General features: G+C 71.9%; 23 protein-coding genes. 12 read left to right on the forward strand and 11 right to left on the reverse strand.

The window, feature by feature from the left end:
- Positions 1-563 precede the first annotated feature (563 nt).
- On the reverse strand, positions 564-896 hold the full coding sequence (locus ACIHFE_RS25575; RefSeq protein ID WP_400109992.1) for a winged helix-turn-helix transcriptional regulator: 333 nt from the start codon (positions 894-896) through the stop codon (positions 564-566).
- A 162-nt stretch (positions 897-1,058) separates the two neighbouring features.
- Between ACIHFE_RS25575 and ACIHFE_RS25580 the strand changes: the two genes are divergently transcribed.
- Both ACIHFE_RS25580 and ACIHFE_RS25585 read left to right on the forward strand, forming a co-directional pair.
- Positions 1,059-1,265, forward strand: a complete 207-nt coding sequence (locus ACIHFE_RS25580; RefSeq protein WP_400109994.1) for a hypothetical protein — start codon at positions 1,059-1,061, stop codon at positions 1,263-1,265.
- A 54-nt stretch (positions 1,266-1,319) separates the two neighbouring features.
- A complete protein-coding gene (locus ACIHFE_RS25585) occupies positions 1,320-1,916 on the forward strand; it encodes an MBL fold metallo-hydrolase (RefSeq protein ID WP_400110208.1) in 597 nt (198 codons plus the stop codon).
- A gap of 228 nt (positions 1,917-2,144) precedes the next feature.
- Here the strand turns inward: ACIHFE_RS25585 and ACIHFE_RS25590 are convergent, their stop codons facing one another.
- Entirely contained in the window at positions 2,145-3,308 is a 1,164-nt protein-coding gene (locus tag ACIHFE_RS25590) for a glycosyltransferase (protein ID WP_400109996.1), read from the reverse strand.
- A gap of 7 nt (positions 3,309-3,315) precedes the next feature.
- Positions 3,316-3,501, reverse strand: coding sequence for a hypothetical protein (locus ACIHFE_RS25595; protein WP_400109998.1), 186 nt, complete (start codon positions 3,499-3,501; stop codon positions 3,316-3,318).
- A 516-nt stretch (positions 3,502-4,017) separates the two neighbouring features.
- Between ACIHFE_RS25595 and ACIHFE_RS25600 the strand changes: the two genes are divergently transcribed.
- From ACIHFE_RS25600 to ACIHFE_RS25610, 3 genes are read left to right on the forward strand one after another with little or no spacing between them, the layout of a single operon-like run.
- The gene (locus ACIHFE_RS25600) at positions 4,018-4,653 is read left to right on the forward strand and encodes an ATP-binding cassette domain-containing protein (RefSeq protein WP_400110001.1); all 636 of its coding nucleotides are present in this window, start codon (positions 4,018-4,020) and stop codon (positions 4,651-4,653) included.
- Positions 4,650-5,519, forward strand: a complete 870-nt coding sequence (locus tag ACIHFE_RS25605; RefSeq protein ID WP_400110003.1) for a metal ABC transporter permease — start codon at positions 4,650-4,652, stop codon at positions 5,517-5,519. The genes ACIHFE_RS25600 and ACIHFE_RS25605 overlap by 4 nt, the downstream gene beginning before the upstream one ends.
- Positions 5,477-6,280, forward strand: a complete 804-nt coding sequence (locus ACIHFE_RS25610; protein WP_400110005.1) for a metal ABC transporter solute-binding protein, Zn/Mn family — start codon at positions 5,477-5,479, stop codon at positions 6,278-6,280. Before ACIHFE_RS25605 ends, ACIHFE_RS25610 begins: the two co-directional genes overlap by 43 nt.
- Positions 6,281-6,343: 63 nt before the next feature.
- Here the strand turns inward: ACIHFE_RS25610 and ACIHFE_RS25615 are convergent, their stop codons facing one another.
- Together ACIHFE_RS25615 and ACIHFE_RS25620 are read right to left on the reverse strand one after the other, a co-directional pair.
- A complete protein-coding gene (locus tag ACIHFE_RS25615; RefSeq protein WP_400110007.1) occupies positions 6,344-8,020 on the reverse strand; it encodes a class I adenylate-forming enzyme family protein in 1,677 nt (558 codons plus the stop codon).
- Entirely contained in the window at positions 8,017-9,705 is a 1,689-nt protein-coding gene (locus ACIHFE_RS25620) for a CoA transferase (protein ID WP_400110009.1), read from the reverse strand. Before ACIHFE_RS25620 ends, ACIHFE_RS25615 begins: the two co-directional genes overlap by 4 nt.
- Positions 9,706-9,888: 183 nt before the next feature.
- Here ACIHFE_RS25620 and ACIHFE_RS25625 point away from each other — a divergent pair, with 183 nt between their 5' ends.
- Positions 9,889-11,076, forward strand: coding sequence for an acyl-CoA dehydrogenase family protein (locus tag ACIHFE_RS25625; RefSeq protein ID WP_400110011.1), 1,188 nt, complete (start codon positions 9,889-9,891; stop codon positions 11,074-11,076).
- A 4-nt stretch (positions 11,077-11,080) separates the two neighbouring features.
- On the opposite strand, the gene ACIHFE_RS25630 is transcribed toward ACIHFE_RS25625, so the two are convergent.
- The 3 genes from ACIHFE_RS25630 to ACIHFE_RS25640 form a co-directional block, all read right to left on the reverse strand.
- Positions 11,081-11,476, reverse strand: coding sequence for a hypothetical protein (locus ACIHFE_RS25630; protein ID WP_400110013.1), 396 nt, complete (start codon positions 11,474-11,476; stop codon positions 11,081-11,083).
- 62 nt (positions 11,477-11,538) lie between these two features.
- Positions 11,539-12,540, reverse strand: coding sequence for a sugar ABC transporter permease (locus tag ACIHFE_RS25635; protein WP_400110015.1), 1,002 nt, complete (start codon positions 12,538-12,540; stop codon positions 11,539-11,541).
- A complete protein-coding gene (locus ACIHFE_RS25640) occupies positions 12,537-13,739 on the reverse strand; it encodes an MFS transporter (RefSeq protein WP_400110017.1) in 1,203 nt (400 codons plus the stop codon). The genes ACIHFE_RS25635 and ACIHFE_RS25640 overlap by 4 nt, the downstream gene beginning before the upstream one ends.
- 170 nt (positions 13,740-13,909) lie before the next feature.
- Here ACIHFE_RS25640 and ACIHFE_RS25645 point away from each other — a divergent pair, with 170 nt between their 5' ends.
- The 5 genes from ACIHFE_RS25645 (at position 13,910) to ACIHFE_RS25665 (ending at position 19,202) form a co-directional block, all read left to right on the forward strand.
- Positions 13,910-14,689, forward strand: coding sequence for a hypothetical protein (locus tag ACIHFE_RS25645; protein ID WP_400110019.1), 780 nt, complete (start codon positions 13,910-13,912; stop codon positions 14,687-14,689).
- Between the two features lie 157 nt (positions 14,690-14,846).
- The gene (locus ACIHFE_RS25650) at positions 14,847-15,461 is read left to right on the forward strand and encodes a sigma-70 family RNA polymerase sigma factor (protein ID WP_400110021.1); all 615 of its coding nucleotides are present in this window, start codon (positions 14,847-14,849) and stop codon (positions 15,459-15,461) included.
- A 278-nt stretch (positions 15,462-15,739) separates the two neighbouring features.
- Entirely contained in the window at positions 15,740-17,188 is a 1,449-nt protein-coding gene (gene gndA, locus ACIHFE_RS25655) for an NADP-dependent phosphogluconate dehydrogenase (RefSeq protein WP_400110023.1), read from the forward strand.
- Between the two features lie 39 nt (positions 17,189-17,227).
- On the forward strand, positions 17,228-18,433 hold the full coding sequence (locus tag ACIHFE_RS25660) for a MalY/PatB family protein (protein ID WP_400110025.1): 1,206 nt from the start codon (positions 17,228-17,230) through the stop codon (positions 18,431-18,433).
- 133 nt (positions 18,434-18,566) lie between these two features.
- Positions 18,567-19,202, forward strand: coding sequence for a 50S ribosomal protein L25/general stress protein Ctc (locus tag ACIHFE_RS25665; RefSeq protein ID WP_400110027.1), 636 nt, complete (start codon positions 18,567-18,569; stop codon positions 19,200-19,202).
- A 128-nt stretch (positions 19,203-19,330) separates the two neighbouring features.
- Here ACIHFE_RS25665 and ACIHFE_RS25670 read toward each other — a convergent pair whose 3' ends face one another.
- Complete coding sequence (locus tag ACIHFE_RS25670; protein ID WP_400110029.1) at positions 19,331-19,606, reverse strand: helix-turn-helix domain-containing protein; 276 nt, start codon at positions 19,604-19,606, stop codon at positions 19,331-19,333.
- Between the two features lie 66 nt (positions 19,607-19,672).
- Here ACIHFE_RS25670 and map point away from each other — a divergent pair, with 66 nt between their 5' ends.
- Positions 19,673-20,440 (forward strand): type I methionyl aminopeptidase, encoded by a 768-nt coding sequence (gene map / locus ACIHFE_RS25675; protein WP_400110031.1) that lies wholly within the window; start codon positions 19,673-19,675, stop codon positions 20,438-20,440.
- A 44-nt stretch (positions 20,441-20,484) separates the two neighbouring features.
- Here the strand turns inward: map and ACIHFE_RS25680 are convergent, their stop codons facing one another.
- Together ACIHFE_RS25680 and ACIHFE_RS25685 are read right to left on the reverse strand one after the other, a co-directional pair.
- The gene (locus tag ACIHFE_RS25680) at positions 20,485-21,219 is read right to left on the reverse strand and encodes a Mut7-C RNAse domain-containing protein (RefSeq protein ID WP_400110034.1); all 735 of its coding nucleotides are present in this window, start codon (positions 21,217-21,219) and stop codon (positions 20,485-20,487) included.
- A 38-nt stretch (positions 21,220-21,257) separates the two neighbouring features.
- A complete protein-coding gene (locus ACIHFE_RS25685; RefSeq protein WP_400110036.1) occupies positions 21,258-21,464 on the reverse strand; it encodes a cold shock domain-containing protein in 207 nt (68 codons plus the stop codon).
- Positions 21,465-21,559: the final 95 nt, after the last annotated feature.

Raw genomic sequence — 21,559 nt, forward strand, 5'->3', positions numbered from 1 at the left:
ACAGTCACTGGTGGATCACCGCAAGGCGGATGGCCGCCTCCCATGGCAGCGGCCGGTGCATACCGCCGACAGTTGCGCTGACGCGACGGCGGCACGGGGTTGTTCGTCAACGTGCCCCGGATGCCCTCATCGGCCCGCTTTGGTCGGCATCCACCACGACGGCTGTCGTGCACGCAGTGCTCCAGGACAACCCAGCCTTGATCCCGCCGCGTCCTCGGCCGATGTCGTGGCTGTTGCGTACGCGGGTCAGTGCCACATAGTTGCCCACGCCGAATCTTCCGGCCAGCCTCTACCGCGACGCGAACAGGGTGGGCGATGGTCCAACTCCAGCGCGCGACACCCCCCATCGAGCAGCCGATCACAGCGGCCCAGCGGTGGATGCCCAGCGAGACCTGACGGCACGTCAAGGTTTCGCGCACATGCTGCGTCTGTCCGCAGACGACAACAGCGCTGCTGTTGAACTGCACTTCAGGCGCTGGCAGGCCGATGGCAGGCAATGGCTGACGGATCCCGTCCGGGTCTACGTCGTACGAACCCGCGCCGAGAGAATCGCCGCACAACAGCTAGGGCCGCCGCCTGTCTGATGGGTCCGGCGATTGGCCGCGGGTGTCCTGCCGTTGTGCGGTGCCCCATTCCCACATACTGCGCACCACCGGCTCCAGTGCCCGGCCCTGCGCCGTGAGTGTGTAGCGGACTCGTGGGGGCCAACCGGGCGTGCGGTGGCGCTCTATCACGCCCGCGCTGGTCAACTGGGCCAGCCGGTCGGAGAGGACCTTGTCCGAGAGGGTGGGCAGGGCGGCGGACAGTTCCGAGTACGTGGCCTGGCCGCGGCGCAGGAATTCGCGGAGCACCAGGGGCGTCCATCGGCCGGCCAGCGTGGCGAGGGTGATGTCCACGGGGCAGTGCGGCTGGTGGCCTGGTGGAACAAGGTCGCTGTCGGGACAGTCCGCCAGCGGGCCGCGGTCAACCGGCCCTGCGTGGCCAACGGTTTGGTGAGTCACGGCAGCCCTTCCTAACGTCCCGTGTGAACAACTCGCCCACTTCTCTCGGGGGTCCTTATGCGTATCCATCACCTGAACTGCGGTTCTCTCCGGACGATTCCCCTGCTCGGCGAGGAACGCCTCACAGACGCCGCGACCGGCCAACTGGCTACCGTGTGCCACTGCCTGCTCATTGAGACGGACTCGGACGGGCTGGTTCTGGTCGACACCGGCCTTGGTACTGCTGACCGGCATGACCCCGAAGGGACACTGGGCGCGGACTGAGTAGCCTACGCCCAGCCCGCACGGTACCCCGAGGAGAGCGCGCTGCGGCAGATCATCCAACTCGGCTACGCACCGGGGGATGTGCGGCACATCGTGCTCACGCACCTGCACCGCGACCACACCGGAGGACTGCCGGACTTCCCCCGCGCACGGGTGCACATGCACCCGGCCGAGTACTCGGCCGTCACCGACCCCTCGGACCCGCACCACCAGCACAGCCTCGATCGCTTCATGCCGGCGCACCGGGCGCATGGCCCGCTGCTGACGCCCGCCGTCGCGGACGAGGGAGAACAGTGGTTCGGCTTTCAGGGAGTGGCGCGTCCGCAGGGGCTTGCCTGCGAACTGCTGCTGGTGCCGCTGCCGGGTCACTCGGCGGGCCACTCGGGCGTCGCCGTACGCGACGACGCCGGAAGGTGGCTCCTGCACGCGGGCGACGCGTACATGTACCACGGCGAGATCGAGCAGACCCCGCCCCTGGCCCACCCCGCCTTCGCCCCGATCCAAGACGGAGCCCAGACCGACACCGGGGCCCGTGTCGCCACCCGCGACCGGCTGCATGCCCTCCGCCGCGACCACGGAGACCAGATCACCGTCTTCAGCGCGCACGACCCCTGGGAACTCGCTCGTTTCACCGCGCTCACCGGCGCGTGATCCCACAGGAGTACGCCCGGTCGCCACCCAGGTGGTCAGGCCGGGTGCGCGGATGGCCGCCGCCGAGGCGGGGAACGCGGATGCGGTTCAGGACCGGGATCATCTGGGGCGCGTCGCCCCACTGCCCCGGTTGATGAGCAGAGAGAGCGGGGAGCGGGCGGCAGCGCCCCTCGCCAGCCAGGTGGCCTGCACGGCACGCGAGTCGCACCTCATCACGCCGGCGCCCTCTCAAGCTGCCCGGTCGCTGCCGCGGGTGAGCCAGCCCTGGCGGCGGATGGTGAGGAGCCCGAAGACGTCGAGGGCATGGGAGAGGACATCGGTGGCAAGGAGCTTGAAGGCGAGGACCCGACGTCGGCCGGTGCGGTGCAACAAGCGGCTGGTGCGCAGGAGACGCCGGCCGCACCAGTAGGTCACCACCAGCGTCGGCGCGAGGAGTTCGCCGGAGGCGGCCAGCCAGAGGTAGTACGCCGTGCTGAGGATGAATCCCAGGCGCAGGATCACGGAGACGGTGACGCAGCGTGCCAGGTAGGGGTGTTGCCAGATCCATCCGCCGGTCAGTGCGCTCAGGTGTTCCCGCCAGCTGTTGCGCTGGTGTCGCAGTCTCTGGCGGACGAGGCCGGTGAAGGTGTCCGGGAAGCGGGACCATACGTGCGCGTTGGCCTGCAGGACCGTCCGGTAGCCCGCCTGAAGGGCCAGTGCGGACAGCCGTGTGTCGTCACCGGGACCGCAGCGCACTCCCAGGAACGACTGCTGGACCAGATCGGGGCCGACCTGTTCGAGCAGGGCTCGCCGGTAGACGGCGGTGCGGCCGGGAAGGCAGCCCAGGGCCTGTCCTCGGACGGTCTGGGCGGCCATCACCACGATCGGTCCCCGGCCGCGGCGGATTTCCTCCCAGAACGTGGCCGGTTCCAGGACGAACGACTGGGTCGCCACCCCGCCGACCGTCGGATCCACGAACGGTGCGCTGACCGTGGGCACGAGGTCGCGGGCCCAGACCGTGTCCGAGTCCGTGAGAGCGACCAGGCCCGCCGTGACCGCTTGCCAGCCGGTTCGCAGCGCCCGGCGCTTGTCCCGGTCCGCCGTGGTGATCACTCGTACGCCATGCGCCCGTGCCACCTCGGCGCACGCGGTGTCGTTTTCATGGATCACGCAGACGACTTCCGCCACGTCGTTGCGGAGCCATGAGCGCAGGGCCCGGCCGAAGAGGGCCGGGTCCTCCCGGTAGACGGGGCACACCACGGCCATCGGCTCCCGATGGCCGCGCCGGGCCGGCCGGTACCGCCTGGCGGCGCGTAGACGGCTGGCCCGTTCGAGGTGGCCCAGGACGGCCAGCACGATCGCCGGGGCCAGTTCGACCGGCACCAGCCACACCGCCGCAGCCGCCATGGCCATGGCGGCGTCAGGTCCGGGGAAGGTCGTCCGGGACGGGGTCCGCCGACCCCATCAGGTTCATGAAGCCGAAGGCGTCACTGTCGGCGATCTTCAGGTCGTCGGTGTCCAGGGCGGACGGATACTTCCCGTCGGCCACGGGGAACAGCGAATAACTCTCGTCCAGCTCGTATGTCACGGGGCGGTGACCACTCATCGGTTCCTCCTCCGGATCGCCCGCCTTCCATGGATTCCACGGATCCCGTGCGAAATCAACAGTTCCTTCAGGACGACTCAAGCGTCAGCGGAAGCTCAACCACGCTGAGCGGTACCGGAAAACCGACGAAGAGACCCGCCACGCGCGCGACCTGCACACCGCCCTGAGAACACCGTTGCATCCCCGAGCCGACGGGCGGCCGGAGCGCCTCTGAGGCAGGGGAACTTCCCGGAACTCACAGGCCGACTTGGCGGTCACCCACCTACTTCAGCGCCTGGCTCTCATCGAACGTCGGGATTACGGCCCGCTTCGGCGCGTACTTCGGCGGGACGACGTCAGAGGCATTTTGCCGCACGGCGAGGCCGGCCTCCGCTTCCTCCATCGCTTGGACAAAGTGCCCTCTGCCCAACGGTTCAGCGGGGGCGTCCACCTCGGAGACGCCCCGAAAACCCCGGCGAGCCGGCGGGAACCAGCCGCCTTCCCGCTCCGACTGGTGTCGATGGGCGAGGAGGTCGAATGGGCGGTCTGGATATGCGGCTGTGCCGGGTCACCTGCAGTCATAGCCGGGTCACGGCCGTGCGCGAGGTGGACCTCGACATCGTGGCCGGGCAGCGGGTGGCGCTGACGGGTACCAACGGATCGGGCAAGACGACGTTGTTGCGGGCGGTGCTGGGTCTGCATCGCCAGGTCGGCGGCCGGATCCTGGTGGGCGGGCGGGATGCCGGGACGGCGGTCGAGTGGGCGTGGCGGCGGCGCGCGTGTGCGTGGATACCGCAGAAGCCGGCGGTCGGCCGATTCCCTCTACTGGCCGGGGAGTTGCTGGCGAGCGGCGGCGCACGAGCCGAGGCCGTGGCAGCAGCGGAGAAGCTGGGGGTCGGGGCGTTGGTGGACCGGCCGTTGCACACCCTGTCCGGTGGCCAGTTGCAGCGCATGTACCTGGCTCGCGCGGTGGGCTGTGTCACGGCGGGTGCGGGCGTTCTGCTCGCCGACGAGCCCACCGCCGCACTGGACTTCGCCGGACAGGAAGAGGCGGGCGATGTGCTGATGTCGCTTCCCGTGACCGTGGTGGTCGTCACGCACGACCGGGCACTGGTGGCGCGCTGTGATCGGGTACTGGAGATGGCCGCGGGCCGGTTGCGGGAGGTGCGGTGAACGCCCTGGCCGCGGCGGATCTCGTAGGTCTGCTTCAGCTGGTGCCCGTCCAACGGGCCGGCGTGGCACTGCTGTTGGCGGCCATCGGGCTGCCCGTGATCGGCGTGGTGATCGTCGGGCTGGACATCATGCCCGTGCGGTTCGCGATGATGCATGTGGCGCTGCTGGGCATCGCCGTGGGCCTGCTGACCGGGCTCGATCCCATGCTGTGCGCGCTGGTGGCCTGTGCGCTCGCGGGGGCCGGGATCGCACCGCTGGCCCGGTCCCCGGACGGTCTCTCGGGTGCGATGGGCCTGCTGATGAGTCTGGCGATCGCGGCCGCGCTGCTGGTCCTGGCGGTCTCGGGAGTCAACGCCCAGGGCGCGTTCGCCCTGCTCTGGGGCTCGATCCTCTCGGTGGGCGGCGCGGACGTGTGGTTGCTGGGCGGGCTCGCCGTCGTCGTGCCGGCCGTGTTCCGGTGGCGGCACCGCGAGGTGGCGCTGCTGCTGTACGACCGTGAGCTCGCGCTGTCCTCTGGAGTGCCGGTGGACCGGCTCACCCTGTTGCTGCTCGTCCTGGTCGCGGTGGCGGTCGCCGGGGCGATCCGGCTGACCGGTGCGCTGCTGGTCGACGCGCTGACCCTGCTGCCCGCGCTCGCCGCGCGGCGCCTGGGCAGGTCGCTGACGTCCATCACCGTCTGGGCGATCGGCATCGGCGTGGCCGTCAATCTGTCCGGGTTCCTCGTCGCGCTCCGCTTCGACTTGCCGCCCGGCCCTGTCCTCGTCCTGACAGCGGGGGCCGTGGCCCTCGCCACCCACCTCCTGCCCGAACGGAGAGACAGCTCATGCAACACATACGCATCCCCATCTCCTCCCTCCTCGCACTGACCATGAGCGCGGGGCTCTCGCTGTCCGCCACCGGCTGTGGCAGCAGCGGCTCCGCCGCCGGTCACAAGAGCGGTGACGGTCCACCGGTGGTCGTGGCCACGACGACGTGGGAGGGTGCCTTCGCCAAGGCCGCCGGTGCCAAGGACGTCAAGGTGATCGTGCCGGCGTCGGTGCAGCACGCCCCCGACTACGACCCCAGGCCGTCCGACCTCACGGCGGTGGCGCACGCGGACTTCGTGCTGTACGCGTCGTTCGAGCCGTACGCGAAGAAGCTCAAGGAGGCGGCCGGGGCGCACGCGAAACCGGTCGAGGTCGACCTCGACAACGACGCCGACAAGGCCATGGCCGCGGTGACCCGGCTCGGCGGGGTGTTCGGCACGCAGCAGGCGGCCGCGAAGTGGATCGAGTCGTTCAGGAGCGAGTACGGCAGGCTCGGGAAAGAGCTGATGGACGCCCGGCCGGGTGGGAAGGCACCGTCCGTCGTGGCTCAGGTCTATTCCGTCTGGGCGGCGAAGATGGCGGGTGCGAACGTGGCGGGGACCTACGGCCCGGAGGCCGTGACGGCCCGGCAGTTGTCCGAACTGTCGCAGAAGAAGCCCGACTTGGTCCTGGACAACGTGCACATGACGACCGGCACGGTGCTTCCCGGCTCGGGTGCACATCAGGTGGAGGTCGTCAACTATCCGGGGAGGGACCTGGACCTCCTTGCGGTGTACCGAGATGCCGCGGCCATGGTGAAGAAGGCGATGGCCGCCTCCTGAGGGGGCCCGGAACAGGCAGGGCCCGCCGGGTTCACCGGCGGGCCCTGTTCCCGTTCGTCCGGGTCAGCCCGCGGACGTCCGCGGGGGCTCGGCGGCCCGGGCGGAGGCGAGCCGTTCACGCAGGCTGTCCCGGTCCGGCTTGCCGGCCGGAGTGAGCGGCAACTCATCGACCACCAGCAGCCGTTCGGGATGCTTGCGCCGTTCCAGACCTCGGGCGTCGAGGTGCGCGCACAACTCGTCGAGACCAGGGGCCCGCCCGCCGCGCGGCACGACACAGGCGGCAAGCCGCTCGCCCATCAGCGGATCGGGCACGCCCACACACACCACGTCCCGGACGAGGGGGTGAGGAGCGAGCTCGATCTCGACCTCGGCGGGGCTGATGTTGGCTCCGCCGCGGATCACGATGTCCTTCAGGCGCCCGACGATCCGCAGGGTGCCGTCCTTGTCCATCAGTCCGAGGTCTCCGGTGCGGACCCAGCCGTCGGGCGTACGGCAGCGCGCGTCGAGGTCGGGGGCGGCGACGTAGCACATCGGGGTCATCGGTCCCCGGGCGACGATCTCGCCGGCCGAGCCGCACGGCAGCTCGGCCGGCCCGGCGGCATCCGGTGCGGTGATGCGTATGTCGGCGACGCGGGAGTCCGGGCGGCCGACGAAGGTACCCGGCCCGTCGCCGGGCATGGGCTCGTTGCCCAGCCCGGTATGGCAGTTGACCCCGTCGGCCGAGCCGTAGAGATTCACGACGGGACAGCCGAAGACCCGCCGCGCCTCCTCGGCGGTGGCCGCATCCAGCGGGGACCCACCGACGACGAGCGCCGTCGGTGGCGTGAAGGCTGTACGCGGTTCGTCGGCGAGGTGGTCCAGCATCATGCGGAACATGGTCGGCACGGCCATGACATGGGTCGGTTCATGTGCGACGAGGGCGTCCAGCGCGGCCCCGGGGGTGAAGCGGTCGAGCACGATGAGTGTCCCGCCGTGCCGGGCGAGCACGACCGGGGTGCCGTTGCTGCCGAACGCGGACGCGAGCGGCACCAGGAACAGGCAGCGCGGCGGCCTGCGGTCCGGCACCAGCGAGGCGAGAAAGTTGCCGCGCCCGCCGGCCAGCGCGTTGTGCGAGTAGGCCACCATCTTGGGCTCGGCCTCCGAGCCGGACGAGACCAGGATGCGGGCGGCGGAGTCGGGGTCGGCCCGGGCCGGAACGAAGTCCGTCACATCGGTGCGCAGCAGCTCGGACAGGGCGACCGCGCCCTCGGGTGTGGCGCCGGGCCCGGCTGCGATCACCGTGCGCAGGGCGGGCAGTTCGCCTGTCCTCGCGAGGAGGTCGGCGGCGTGGTGGTTGCCGCGGTGCTCGATGGCGGCGATCACCGCGACGGCCTCGGAGCGGCCCAGCAGCGAGACGGCTTCCCGCCGGCCGCGACCGACCGGGAAGGGCAGTGCGACGGCGCCCAGGGCGGCCAGTGCCAGGTCGGCGATGACGGCGCTCCGCCCGCTGGGGAGTTGTATGCCGACCACGTCGCCGGCGCGTATGCCGAGTCCGGCCAGTCCTCCGGCGAGACATCGCACCTTGCGGTCGAGTGCCGCGTAGCAGAGCTTCCCGTGGGCGTCGACGAGTGCCGTGCGGTGCGGGTCGGCGATCCGGTGGGCGCGGTAGAGGCTGTAGAGGTCGAGGTCGGGGCAAGTGCCGTCGGCCGCCCAGGACCGGCGGAGGGCGACGGGCACCAGGTCGTGCAGCAGGACGGTCATGTGAAGCTCCATGGGTCGGGGACGGCGGGGGCACCATGTGTGTCGCGGGTGACGGAGCCGGTGGAGAGCAGATCGGCGAGGTCCGTGACGACCGGGACAGCCGTCAGGCCGCGGGAGTGCAGCAGGTCGAGGGCCTGCGCGGTGGGCAGGTGGCTCAGGTTGTGCGAGGCCGCCCCGGCGGCGTCGGCGTCCGTGGGGGCGAGCCAACCGTCGGCGGTGCGCAGCGGGCGGCGGAACCCGGCCGGGCGGCGGGTGCCCCGCCCCTGGACCGCCCTGGCCCGGGCCGGGGCGGTGAGCACGTCGGCGGCACCGAGCAACGATGAGTCGACGCGGATTCCGTGCCCGGTGCGCTCCCGCAGCAGCAGGCCGGCCAGGATCGCTTCGGCGCCCAGCAGCCCGCCGAGCACGTCGAGCAGGGTCATCAGGGACGGCACGGGGGGTTCGTCGGCAGGCCGTACGGCTTCGCCGACCCCGGTGCGGGCCTGGACCATGAAGTCGGTACCCATGGGGGCACCGGGCAGCCGTCCGGCCCAGCCGCTGGTGTGGGCGTAGACGAGCGCGGGGTTGGCGGCGGCCAGGTGCTCCCGGTCCAGGCCCAGCCGGGCGGCCTTGCCCGGCGCCCAGTTGTGCAGGAAGACATCCGCCTCCGCCGCCATGGCGCGCAGCCACTCGCGGCCCGCCGGAGACTTGATGTCCAACTCCACCGCCTTCTTGCCCCGGTTGATTGCCAGCCACCGCGCGGAGATCCCCGAGCAGGTGGGTGGCATACCCCGCAGCGGGTCACCACCCGGCGGCTCGATGCGGACGACCTCGGCGCCGAGCAGCCGGAGCAGATGGGCGGTGAGCGGAGCCTGAATGCGGCGCCCCGCCTCCAGTACGACGAGTCCGGACAGCGGCCCGCCATCGGCGGGACGGGAAGCGTAGGCCGCGTCATGCCCGCTGAACGACCAGGGCGGGGCCTCGTCGCGCTCGGTGGCCCACTCCTTGAGCGAGCGCACCCGGCACACATCGGCGCCGGAGGCACCGGCGGCGGCACGGATCCGCTGCCAGGTGCTCACCCGGACGACCTCGTGCAGCACGGCGGGGAAAGGCGCGCAGGCGGTGGCGTACCGGAACTGGAACGGCCGCCAACCCTGGCGGAGCGCCTCCTCCGGCGCGCCCAGCCCGCGCCAGAACGCCGCCCATGTTCCCGGGTCGAGGGCCTCCAGCTCGAAGACCGTGCCGTCCATGGATGTGAACGGCGGTCCGCCTGGGGCGAGTTCGGCCGCCTCCTGCTCCTCGGCGCCGATGGCGGCCAGGTACTGCGAGACGGTCAGCAGTGCGGCCCGTTGCGCGGTCACCTCCACTCCCCCGACGCGCCCGCCCCGTGCTTGCGCGATCAGCCCGGCGAGCAGGCCCTGCACCACGAGGACGCCTGTCGCGGTGGCCGCGTAGTCGACGGCGAGGCCGCGCGGGCTGCCGTCACGGCGACCGTGGACCGCCATGACGCCCGTGGCGGCCTGTACGGTGGCCTCGTCGCTGATGCCGGCTGTGTCTCCCCAGGTCATGCGGGCGTTGATCTCGCCGATGCCGGCTCCGGTCAGGGCGATGCGATTACCCAGGGGACGGATTCCCTCAGCGCCCAGGAGCCGAAGGTGTTCGGCGACGAGCCCGCCGTCGAGACCGTGCGGACCGGAACCGTGCATACGCAGACCGCGGAGCGGCCCGGCCTTCCACGCAGAGGTTGTTGCGGCAGATGTCACCAATGACCTCTCCCCTCCTGCTCATTGACACTCGGGAACCCGGGAGCGGCGACCTCCGACCGGTTCCTCGAAGGCAGTCGCGCGGCCGTTCGTCGGGGTTCCCGTGCGGCCGGAGGAAGGCGGTGGATGGTGCGGAAGATCAGCGGCGACCCCCAATGCCCGCCGGATCTGCGGGAGTTGAGGGAAAGGGTGGCGGCCTTCGTGTGCGACCGGGTCATGCCGTGCGAACCTGTTCTCGAAGGCGGCGGCAAGCGGGCGGCGGCCGCTCTGTGCGGGCTCCGGCAGGAGGCGAAGAGGCAGGGCTTATGGGCGCTGCCGCTCCCCGCCGAACTCGGCGGGCAGGGGCTTCCCTTGACGTCCTACGCCCATGTCGCCGAGGCCGAAGGTGCCAGCGACTACGGCCCTGCCGCGCTCGGCTCGGCCTCGCTCCTGGACGTTCTGATGCTGTGGCGACACGGCAGCCCACGGGTCCGCGCACGGTACCCCGAACGGCTGGTCTCCGGGGAACTGCGGGCCTGCTACGCGATGACCGAGCCCGACACCCCAGGGACCGAGCCCGCCCTGACCGCCACCCGCGCCGAGTCCGGTGCCGACGGAACCTGGCGGGTGAGCGGCCGCAAATGGTTCACCAGCGCCGCGGCGGGAGCCGACCTGGTCACCGTGCTCGCCCGCACCGACGGTGAACCCCCGGACCGGGAAGGACTCTCCCTGCTGCTGGTACCCACCGACGCACCCGGCTTCCACGTGGTGCGCGACCTGCCCGTGCTCGGCGCGGGCGGGCAGGCGGAGATCGCACTTGACCATGTGCCGGTCGACGCCGACCACCTCATCGGCGAGCGCGGCAAGGCCCTGGCCATCGCCGGCGAACGGCTGCGACTGGGCCGCACGCTGCGCTGCCTGCGCTGGCTCGGCCAGGCCCAGCGCGCGTTCGAGCTGATGTGCCGGCGAGCCGTCACCCGCACCGGCTCCCACGGCCCGCTCGCCGACCTCCAGTTGGTGCAGCGCCATGTCTTCGAGTCCCTGCTCGCCCTGCGCGCCACTCGGCCGCTGGTGTACGAGGCCGTGGCCCGGCTGGACGCGGGACTCGACGCCCGTCTGGAAGTGGGCCTGGCCAAGGTCGCCGCCGCGCGCACGCTGCACCAGGTGGCCGACGCGGCCATCCAGGTGCACGGGGCGGCCGGGCTCGGCCCGGACACCCCGCTGCCCGCGCTCTTCCGCACCGGCCGCCTGGCACGCATCCTCGACGGTCCCGACGAACTGCACATGGTGTCCGTCGCGCGGCGCGTCCTGCGGGCCACCCCTGCCGAAGGGTGATGCATCAGCTCGATGCGGGGGTCCGCCGGCCGGAAAGCCATCCGAGGAACGCGACGACGAAGAGACCCTCGGCAATCAAGGCGAGAGGGCCGTACGGCAGCTCCCAGCTCTCCTCGTAGTAGCCATGCGGCAGACCGACGGTGCGCGACAGCAGAAAACCGGCGATCATGCCGAGGCTGACGAGCGCTCCGGTCAGCCAGGCGACGGTGACCCACCGCGAGACGGCCAGGCACACGGCGACGAACAGTGTGGCGGCGCTGCCCACCGCGAAGAGAACACCGATGTAGAGCTTCTCCTCAAGGTGATCAGGGGTGAGGAGACTGTGCAACACCGCGTTGGCGAGGGCACAGCACACTCCCAGCCCCCGCAAGGCGGCTTCGGTGGACTTGGCGGAGTTCATCGCGACTCCAGTGTTCTGCCGGCGAGATGCCCGCCAGGATGAAGGGTGCAAAACAACTCTAGTCAGACACTCCCTCCCGGGGCACGGACATCGACCAGGCCGGTGAGCGCGGCAAGCGCATAGGCGAGGAAGAAGTCCCCCCAGATCAGCTCGTGCCGGGGCGCCACGCCGGAACCGAGGTCGTAACAGCCGTCCAACAGGCGGCCGTCGCCCGTCATATGGGAGCGGACCAGTTCCTCCAGGACGGTCGCCGCGCGACCCCGGTGACCGAGCCCGAGCAGCGCTGTCGCCGTGATGGCAGCGGCGGAGGTGTCACGGGGGCCGGAGGCGGACGACTCGTCCGCCGGAGGCACGAGGGAGACCGGCCTCAACGCTTCCGCCGCCGTGGCCAGTTCGGTTGCGCCGAGCAGGCGGGAGCCCTCGGCCACCCCCAGGAGAAGCCAGGCCCTGCCCCGGCTCCAGCCCGACGGCGGGTCGGCACAGGCCGTCCAGCCCTCGCCGCGGTCATGTCGCCACGCCCATCGGAAAGGCCGCCGCCCGAGGCACAGTTCCAGGTGTCTCCGCAGATGCGACTCGGCCGCCCGCGCGTTCACCGTGGCGAGCAGCGGCACCAGGCCCGGCACCCCGTCCGCGCGGGCGAGCAGCCGGGGACCGCCGAAGGCCGACCCCCAGGGCACCAGGCCCAGTTCGTCGTCGTACGCGTCCAGGCAGGCGCGGGCCGCGCGCTCCCGTATCGCGGCGATTCCGGGTTCGCCGGAGGCCGGCAGGGTGCCGTACCAGAAGATCAGTCCGCGGGCCGCGGTGTCGGCCCGTGCCCAGCCCACAAGCCGGTCCGTGCAGGCGCGTGCGACCCGCCGGTCCATCGGGTCGCCGGTGTACCGGGCACGCAGCCACAGCAGTCCTGCCCAGAACCCACCGGCCCACGAGCCGCGCCGGGTCGTCGTCCATGTCCCGCTGTCCGGGTCCGCGAACAGGGGGAAGTGATCACCGGTCTCCGCGGCGGTGACCTTGACGCGGTCGAGGACCGCGCCCAGCGCCGGGACGGCCCAGGAGGGAGCGTTCACTGGCTCGCGGTGGATCGCCGCTCGCGTACGGCCCACAGCAGGGACACCACGGCCGCCCCGGTGAACTCGCCTGCCACCAGCAGCCACCCGGCCCCGTACCGGCCGGCCTCCGCCAGCATCCCGAACAGTGGCGGGCCGAGCGCGAATCCGGCGAAGAATCCGGCCGACACCAGTGCCGAGTCCTGCCCGGCCCGGCCGGGCGCCGCCCGCTCGATCACCAGCACCATGGACACCGCGTTGGCCGCCACCGCGAACACCCCGACTCCCACCGCCGCCACCCACACCAGCGGGTGCGCATACGCCGAGTACGCCAGCAGCAGCGCGGTTCCCACCGCGCCCATGGCCAGTACACCCGGCAGCCACCGGGCCCGGCCGGGCCACCCGGCCATCCTCGACCAGCCCACTCGTCCCACGATCCCGGCCACCCCCAGCACCGCCAGCAACCCGGCCGCCGCCGTGGACCCGAGCCCCAGCCGCCGGACCCCGTAGAGCGCCAAATAGGTGTTCACCGAGGCGATGCCGCACCCCAGCAGCAGCGAGAAGACCGCCAGCCAGGCGACCATCCCGTTCGGTATTCGGACGGCTGCCCCATGCCTCGTCGGCGGATCCGCGGGCAGCGCGCTCGCCGCCCACCCGGCGGTCGCCAACGCCGCACCGGCAGCCGTCCATACCGCCCACCGCCAGCCCGCGAGTCCGGCCAGCGCCGCCAGCGGAAGCCCGGCGGCGAAGGTCCCCAGTTGGACCCCCGACTGTTTCATCCCCGTCACCGCACCGCGCCGCGCCGCGGGCACAACTGCCAGAATCGCTTTGTTGGTGGCCGGGTTGGCCAGCGCCTGTGGCAACCCGCCGAGCGCCACCGCCCCCAGCAGAAGGCCGACGCTGCCCGCCGCACCGATGAGAGCCAGTGCCACGCCCGACGTCATCAGCAGCGCGGCCAGGCAGCGGCGCGGACCCACCCGGTCCACCACCAGACCCCCGACCGGGGACAGCACAGCCGCCGCACCGAAGCCGACCGTCGTCGTCAGCCCCAGCACGGCCGGCGAGACACCCAACTCGTCGACAAGCCGCGGGGCCAGCGCTCCCAGCAGGAACAGCTGCAGCATCGAGAAGGCCATGGCGCAGGTCAACAGCGCCGTGACCGCGCCGGTCGACCGCTGCCCGCCGCTCTCGTCCGCCCGCACCGCATTCGGCTCCGTCACCACGGACGCCCCTCCTTCCCGTCGCTCTGTACCGGGGCAAGGCGCCCCACGACACACGTCGGACCGCGCACCGGACAAGTTCCCGGGCGTGCATGTGCAGTTGGCCGATTTCCGTACCCTTGCGTTCCGGGTCCCCTTGGCGCCCCTCGGGATGCGACGATGAGTCGGCCATGGCTGCCGGATGGGTTTGCCGCACAGTACGGGCCGCGGTCTTCGCGGCCGCCTGTGTGCTGCTCACCGCCCTGGGCCACGCCATGATGTCCGGCGCGCCGGTGCCCTGGTGGGCCCTGACCAGCGGAACCACGGCGGCCGGCGGCATGGCGTGGTTCCTGGCCGGCCGTGAACGCGGCCTCCGCGCGGTGGCATCCGCCGCGGTCACCACCCAAGCGGTGCTCCACTCGTGGTTCTCACTGGGGCAGGCACTGGTACGTCCCGCACTGCCTCGTGGCGTTTCGCTCGCTCGGCAATGGGCGTGGTACCTCCGCTGCGGCCCATCCGGCAACGGCGATTTCAAGCCGGTACCGGGTATGGGTATCCGGCACGACGCGGTGGCCGCCCCGGGACACACGGCAAACATGGGTGACATGGGCGGCATGGGACCCATGCATTCCGCAAGCCACCCAGGCCACTTGGACCGCATGAGCCACGCGGCACCCATGGACCATCACATCGCCGGCATGTCGTCGGAGGGCATGCTGATCACCCACGCGCTGGCCGCACTGGTGTGCGCGCTATGGCTCGCGCGCGGAGAACGCGCCGCCTTCCGTATCCTCCGGGCCCTCGCCGGCCGGCTCACCGCACCACTGCGACCGGTGCCCGCCCCGGCCGCTCCTCCGTCACAGCCTCGCCTCCGCATCCACCGGGATCACTCCCACCGCCCCCTGCACCGAGTCCTCCTCATCCACGCCATCACCTCTCGGGGACCGCCCGCCGGGGCCACTGTCGTCTGACGGCAGCCGGTCCCCCGAGGCGACACCGCAGTGGTGCCGACGGCACCCCACGCCTCGGGGCAACGGCCGTGCCCTCGCGCGCACGGCCGTATCCCCAGCACGGGCCCGTCACCGGTTTCCGGCGTGCCCGCACCCGGATCATCCGAGAGGACATCAGGTGATCACTCCTGCCCTGCCCGCGTCACGCGACGCAGCGACAACCGCCTGGGCCCTCGCCGCCCAGGGCGGCGATCCAGAAGCCTTCGAGCAGTTCGTCCGCGCCCTGCACCGCGACGTCCGCTACTACGTCACCTACCTCGGCGCCGACCCCCAGACCGCCGACGACCTCACCCAGGACACCTTCCTTCGCGCGCTGGGCAGCCTGCACCGCTTCGAAGGCCGCTCCTCCGCCCGCACCTGGCTCCTGTCCATAGCCCGCAGGGCCGTGATCGACAGCCACCGTTACGCATCCGCCCGGCCCCGCCTGTCACTCACCGGCGACTGGCAGAGCGCCGCCGAACGCGCCCAGCCCAAAGGCCTGCCCGGCTTCGACGACGGCGTCGCACTCGACGACCTCCTGACCACCCTGCCCGACGAACGCCGCCAGGCGTTCGTCCTCACCCAACTGCTGGGCCTTCCCTACGCGGAAGCGGCGCGCCTCAGCGACTGCCCCATCGGCACGGTCCGTTCCCGGGTGTCCCGCGCCCGCGCGCACCTGATCAAGTCGCTGCACGACGCCGAACGATGCGAGACCCAAGGGGCCCTGCCCGACAGGGCTCCTGACAGGCCCTGATCAGGACGCAGGGGCTCTGGCTGGGCTGCGGCCACAGCCCGGCCAGAGCCCCTCAACATCGTCCCCTCCCCGGACCCACCACCGGTGGCGATGACGGCCTTGGGGCCTAATCGAGCGACAGGCCCAGGGGCATCTCCGCGCACCCCAGCCACCTCCGAGCACCCCGTGCAACGATGACCGGGCGACGCCCGACTGCCCGAGGGGAAGATCTTCAAGCCCTCCGGCGTTGACGCATCGCACATCCCTTCGGCGCACGTGACAGGAGTGGAACACCGCACATGCCCAGCACCCCCACCGCCCACATCGGCGTCACCGGACTCGCCGTCATGGGCAGCAACCTCGCCCGCAACTTCGCCCGCCACGGCCACACCGTCGCCGTCCACAACCGCACAACGGCCCGCACCAAGGCCCTTATTGACGAGCACGGCCACGAAGGCGACTTCGTCCCCGCCGAAACCCCGGAGGAGTTCGTCGCCTCCCTCGTCAAACCCCGCCGCCTCATCATCATGGTCAAGGCCGGCGACCCCACCGACGCCGTCATCGACGAGTTCGCGCCGCTCCTCGACGAAGGCGACATGATCGTCGACGGCGGCAACGCCCACTTCCACGACACCCTCCGCCGCGAAAAGGCCCTGCGCGCCAAGGGAATCCACTTCGTCGGCACCGGCATCTCCGGCGGCGAGGAAGGCGCCCTCAACGGGCCGTCCATCATGCCCGGAGGATCCGCCGAATCCTACAAAGCACTTGGCCCGCTGCTCGAATCGATCGCGGCCAAGGCCCCGGACGGCAGCCCCTGTTGCACCCACATCGGCCCCGACGCCGCCGGACACTTCGTCAAGATGGTGCACAACGGCATCGAGTACGCCGACATGCAGCTGATCGCCGAGGCGTACCACCTGCTGCGCGCCGTGGCGGGCTATGAACCGGCCCGGATCGCCGAGACGTTCCGGGGCTGGAACTCCGGGCGGCTGGACTCGTATCTGATCGAGATCACCGCCGAGGTGCTGGCCCACACCGACGCCGCCACCGGGCGTCCGTTTGTGGACGTGGTGGCCGACGCGGCGGAGCAGAAGGGGACCGGGCGGTGGACGGTGCAGACGGCGCTTGATCTCGGGGTGCCGGTGTCGGGCATCGCGGAGGCGGTGTTCGCGCGGTCGCTGTCGGGGCATGACGATCTGCGGCGGGCCGCGGCCGGGCTGCCGGGTCCGCGGGCCGGCGGGCTGTCGGCGGACGCGGCCGAGGAGTTCGCGGCGCGGGTCGAGGCGGCGCTCTACGCGTCGAAGGTGGTCTCCTACGCGCAGGGCTGGAACATGATCGCCGCCGCCGGCGCCGAGTACGGCTGGGACATCGACCTGGGGGCGGTGGCCGCCATCTGGCGCGGGGGCTGCATCATCCGGGCCGCCTTCCTGGACCGGATCCGTGGTGCCTTCGACGCCGACCCCGCCCTGCCCTCGCTGCTGGCGGACCGGCAGTTCGCGGACGAGCTGGGCCGGGCACAGGACGCCTGGCGGGCGGTGGTGGCCACGGCGGTGGAGCATGGCGTGCCCACCCCGGGCTTCTCCGCTGCCCTGGCCTACTACGACTCGCTGCGCGCCGAGCGGCTGCCGGCCGCGCTCACCCAGGCCCAGCGTGACTTCTTCGGGGCGCACACCTACCGCCGGGTGGATGCCGAGGGTTCGTTCCACACCCGCTGGAGCGGGGACCGCGGCGAGGAGCGTACCGGCTGAGCCGGGCCGGGCTGGCCGGCGCGGCGCACACTGGGTGCCATGTCCTACGACGAGCACCAGGAGCACGAGGAGCATGACGAGAGGGCGCCGCTGCGCCGGCTGTCGCTGGCGGAGCTGCGCCGCCGCACCAGCGCCAAGTGGCGTCAATACCCGCCGGACGTACTGCCGTTGTGGGTGGCGGAGATGGATGTACCGCTGCCCGGCCCGGTGGTACAGGCGGTGACGGAGGCGGTGGCGCGCGGCGACACCGGCTATGCGACCGGCGAGGGTTACGCGGCGGCGCTGGACGGCTTCGCCCGTCGCCGCTGGGGCTGGGACGGGGTGGTGGCCGAGCGCACCGCGGTGGTGCCGGATGTGATGCTGGGCATCGTCGAGGTGCTCAAGCTGGTGACCGGGCCGGGCGACGCGGTGGTGGTCAACTCCCCGGTCTATCCGCCGTTCTACGCGTTTGTGGAACATCTGGACCGGCGAGTGGTGGAGGCTCCGCTGGGCGATGACCACCGGATCGATCCGGTGGCCCTGGAGGCCGCCTTCCGGCGCGCGGTGGCCCGTGGGCGCCGGGCGGCCCACCTGCTGTGCAGTCCGCACAATCCCACCGGCACCGTGCACACCCGGCAGGAGCTCACCGAGGTGGCCGCCCTGGCCAACACCTATGGGGTGCGGGTGGTCGCCGATGAGATACATGCCCCGCTGGTGCTGCCCGGCACCGAGTATGTGCCCTTTCTCTCGGTGCCGGGAACGGAACGTGCCTTCGCCCTGCTGTCCGCGTCCAAGGCCTGGCATCTGGCCGGGCTGAAGGCGGCGCTGGCGGTGGCCGGGCCGGGCGCGGCCGAGGAGTTGCGCCGGATGCCGCCCGAAGTGAGCCATGGGCCGAGCCACTTGGGGGTGATCGCGCACACCGCGGCGCTGCGGCACTGCGACGGCTGGCTGGACGGGGTGCTGGCCGGGCTGGACGAGAACCGGCGGCTGCTGGCCGATCTGGTGCGCCGGCATCTGCCGGGCGTCCGGTACCGCCCGCCGCAGGGCACCTATCTGGCCTGGCTGGACTGCCGGGCCGCCGGGCTGGCAGCGGATCCGGCGGCGGCGTTCCTGGAGCGCGGCCGGGTGGCGCTGACCGATGGGGCCGCCTTCGGCACCGGTGGCGCCGGACACGTCCGGCTGAACCTGGCGACCTCGCCCGAGGTGCTGGATGAGGCGGTACGGCGGATGGCGGCGGCCCTCGGCCCGTACCCAGGCCCCGTCTGACGGGCCGGACCCGTGGTGCCGCCATTGCTCTGTACGGCGCAACATCAGGATCGCGGCGCTCCCCGGCCGGTTACACCAGGTCTGTGAGGGCCGGCCCACGGCCACTGGACCTGGAAGGACGAGGAGTGCAGCCATGGCCGAGGTCAAGCTGGTAGCCGAGGTACGCAAGGAGTTCGGCAAGGGCGCCGCGCGCCGTATCCGCCGGGCCGACAAGGTGCCCGCCGTCATCTACGGGCACGGCGCCGAGCCCAAGCATGTGACCGTCGACGGCCATGCCCTGTGGATGGCCCTGAAGACGCCGAATGTGCTGATCAGGATGGACATCCACGGCGGGAAGAACGAGCTGTGCATTCCCAAGGAGGTGCAGCGCGACCCGCTGAAGGGCTTCCTGATCCACGCGGACCTGCTAGCCGTGAAGCGGGGCGAGAAGGTGACCGTGGAGATCCCGGTGCACACCGAGGGGGAACTGGCACCCGGCGGCAACCTGCTGGAGTACATCCTCAACGCCCTGCCCGTGGAGGCGGAGGCCACCCACATCCCGGAGGGCGTCACGGTGTCCATCGAGGGCCTGGAGGCCGGGCACACGGTGCACGCCGGGGACATCCCGCTGCCGCGTGGCACCGCGCTGGCCGTGGACGAGGAGACGGCAGTGCTGCAGGTGGTGGCCGCACAGGCCGAGGAAGTGCCCGAGGAGGAGGAAGAGGAGGAAGCCGCGGCGGAGGCGGCGGGCGGGGCCGCTCCGGCCGAGGAAGCCGCGCCGGAGTCCTGAGCTCCCGCCCCCGGCCGTAGGGGCCGGTGAACCCGGACAGGGGTTCGCCGGCCCCTATGCACACGGCCCCTACGCACACGGCCCCTACGCACGCGGCACCCGACCCATGCGGCCCCTGCGCACACGGCTCAGGCCGACAGCCCCAGCCGGTGTTCCTCGGGCTCCTGGTGGCATGCGGCGGCCAGCTCGTCCATGGACAGGCCGAGCACCGACGCCAGGGCGGCCACCGTGAAGAAGGCCGGGGTGGGCGCCCGCCCGGTCTCGATCTTGCGCAGGGTCTCCGCGGACACTCCCGCCGCCGCGGCGATCTCCACCATGCTGCGCTCGCCCCGCGCCTGCCGCAGCAGGGCGCCGAACAGCTCGCCGCGTTGCCGTTCCTCGGGGGTCAAAGGGGTTCTCACCATACGGGCAATACTAATCCCGTGATACAAATACCGGTATAAGAATGGGACCGAGCAGGGGGTACCGGCATGGTGGAACTCAAGACGGCCGCACAGATCGAGGCGATGCGCGAGGCCGGGCGGATTGTGGCCCAGGCCCTGGCCGAGGTGGAGAAGGCGGCCCAAGTGGGCGTAACGCTGCGGGAATTGGACGAGGTGGCACGCGGGGTGCTGGACCGGGCCGGGGCCGGCTCACCCTTCCTCGGCTACCGGCCCTCCTTCGCCCCCACCCCGTTCCCCGGTGTCATCTGTACCTCGGTCAATGACGCCGTGGTGCATGGGATACCGGACGGGTACCGGCTGCGCGACGGCGATCTGCTGAGCGTCGACTGCGGCGCCCGCCTGGACGGCTGGACCGGCGACGCGGCCGTCAGCTTTGTGGTCGGCGCACCGCGGCCCGGCGACCCGGAGCTGATCGAGGCGACCCGGCGCGCCCTGGAGGCGGGCATCGCCGCCGCCGTGCCCGGCAACCGGATGGGCGATATCTCCGCCGCCATCGGCAAGGTGGCCCGCGCGGCCCGCTGCGGGATGCCCGCCGACTTCGGCGGGCACGGCATCGGCCGCCAGATGCACGAGGACCCTTCGGTGCCCAACCGGGGCCGCCCGGGCCGGGGTTACCCCCTGCGGCCCGGACTGGTCCTGGCCATCGAGCCGATGCTGATGGCCGGCGGCGGTGACGACTACCGCACGGCGGCGGACGGCTGGACGCTGCTCACCCGGGACGGCAGCCGGGCGGCCCATATCGAGCACACCGTGGCCATCACCGAGGACGGACCCCGGATCCTCACCCTGCCCTGAGCGGCACCGGGGGCCGGGGGGTGTCCCGCCCGGACGGCCCTGGACTACGCCGCCGCGCCGCCGAACTCCCGTACCGCCTCGGCCACGATCGCCTCCAGCCGGGCATGGTGGGCGCCGCGCCAGTACACCCGGTCGCAGGCGGTGCACTGGGCGAAGACCTCATAGCTGCGGCGAGTGCCGTGCTCCAGCAGCTCACCCACCGAGTCCTTGTCGGCGTCACGGAGTTCGCCGTTGCAGGCCGTGCAGCGGGTCCAGGGGGCCAGCTGCGGGGCGAACCGGCCCAGCACATCGCGCAGTTGGTCATCGGGCCGGTCGCTGTAGACATATGCGCCCGCCCAGATCTCCCGGCGCCGCAGCAGTCCCCGGTCGCGGGAGAGCAGCACCCGGCGCTCGGCCGCCGACCGGGCGGCCAGCGCGGGGTCGCCGATGTCCTCGCTCTCATAGGCCGCGTCCACGCCCAGCAGCCGCAACCGCCGGGCGAGCGTGCCGAGATGGACGTCCAGCAGGAACCGCAGGGGCGCCCCCGGCACCCGCTGCGGACGCGCGACCTCACGGACCTCCACCGTCTCCCCGGCCCCCGGCACATGGGACACCGGCACCTCCCGGCCGTCCACCAGCAGCGCGCCGGCCTCGGTGAGCGGCACGCCCAGCGACTCCACCACATGCCCCAGCGAGGAGGCGCCGTCGGTGATGACGGTCATCCGTCCGGTGCGCCGGTCGGGGGCGGCGAAGAGCCGCAGCGCGGGTGCCAACACAACGTGGATCTTCGGTCCGTTCACCCCTTCAGCATGCCATGTGCCCAGGCCAGGCCGCTGATCTATTCGATGATGCGGACCCGCTCGGCGTGCACCTCGTCGTCCTCCCCCACCGCCACATAGGTGACCCGCATGCCCTCGGTGACAAAGGTGCCTCCCTCGATGGCCTCCCGGCGCACCAGGACATCCCGCCCGTCGTCGCCATTGATATAGCCATAGCCCCTGGCCTGGTTGAACCAGCGGACCACGCCGCCGACCCGGTCACTCATCCCGACCCCTCCCGATGTCCGTACCGGACTCAACTCCCTTGCCGTCCCCGGGCATTCCCCCTTGCCGGGAGGCGCACGCCACCGGCGCGTCCACC

This window comes from Streptomyces sp. NPDC052396 (assembly GCF_044593195.1).
Classification (GTDB): domain Bacteria; phylum Actinomycetota; class Actinomycetes; order Streptomycetales; family Streptomycetaceae; genus Streptomyces.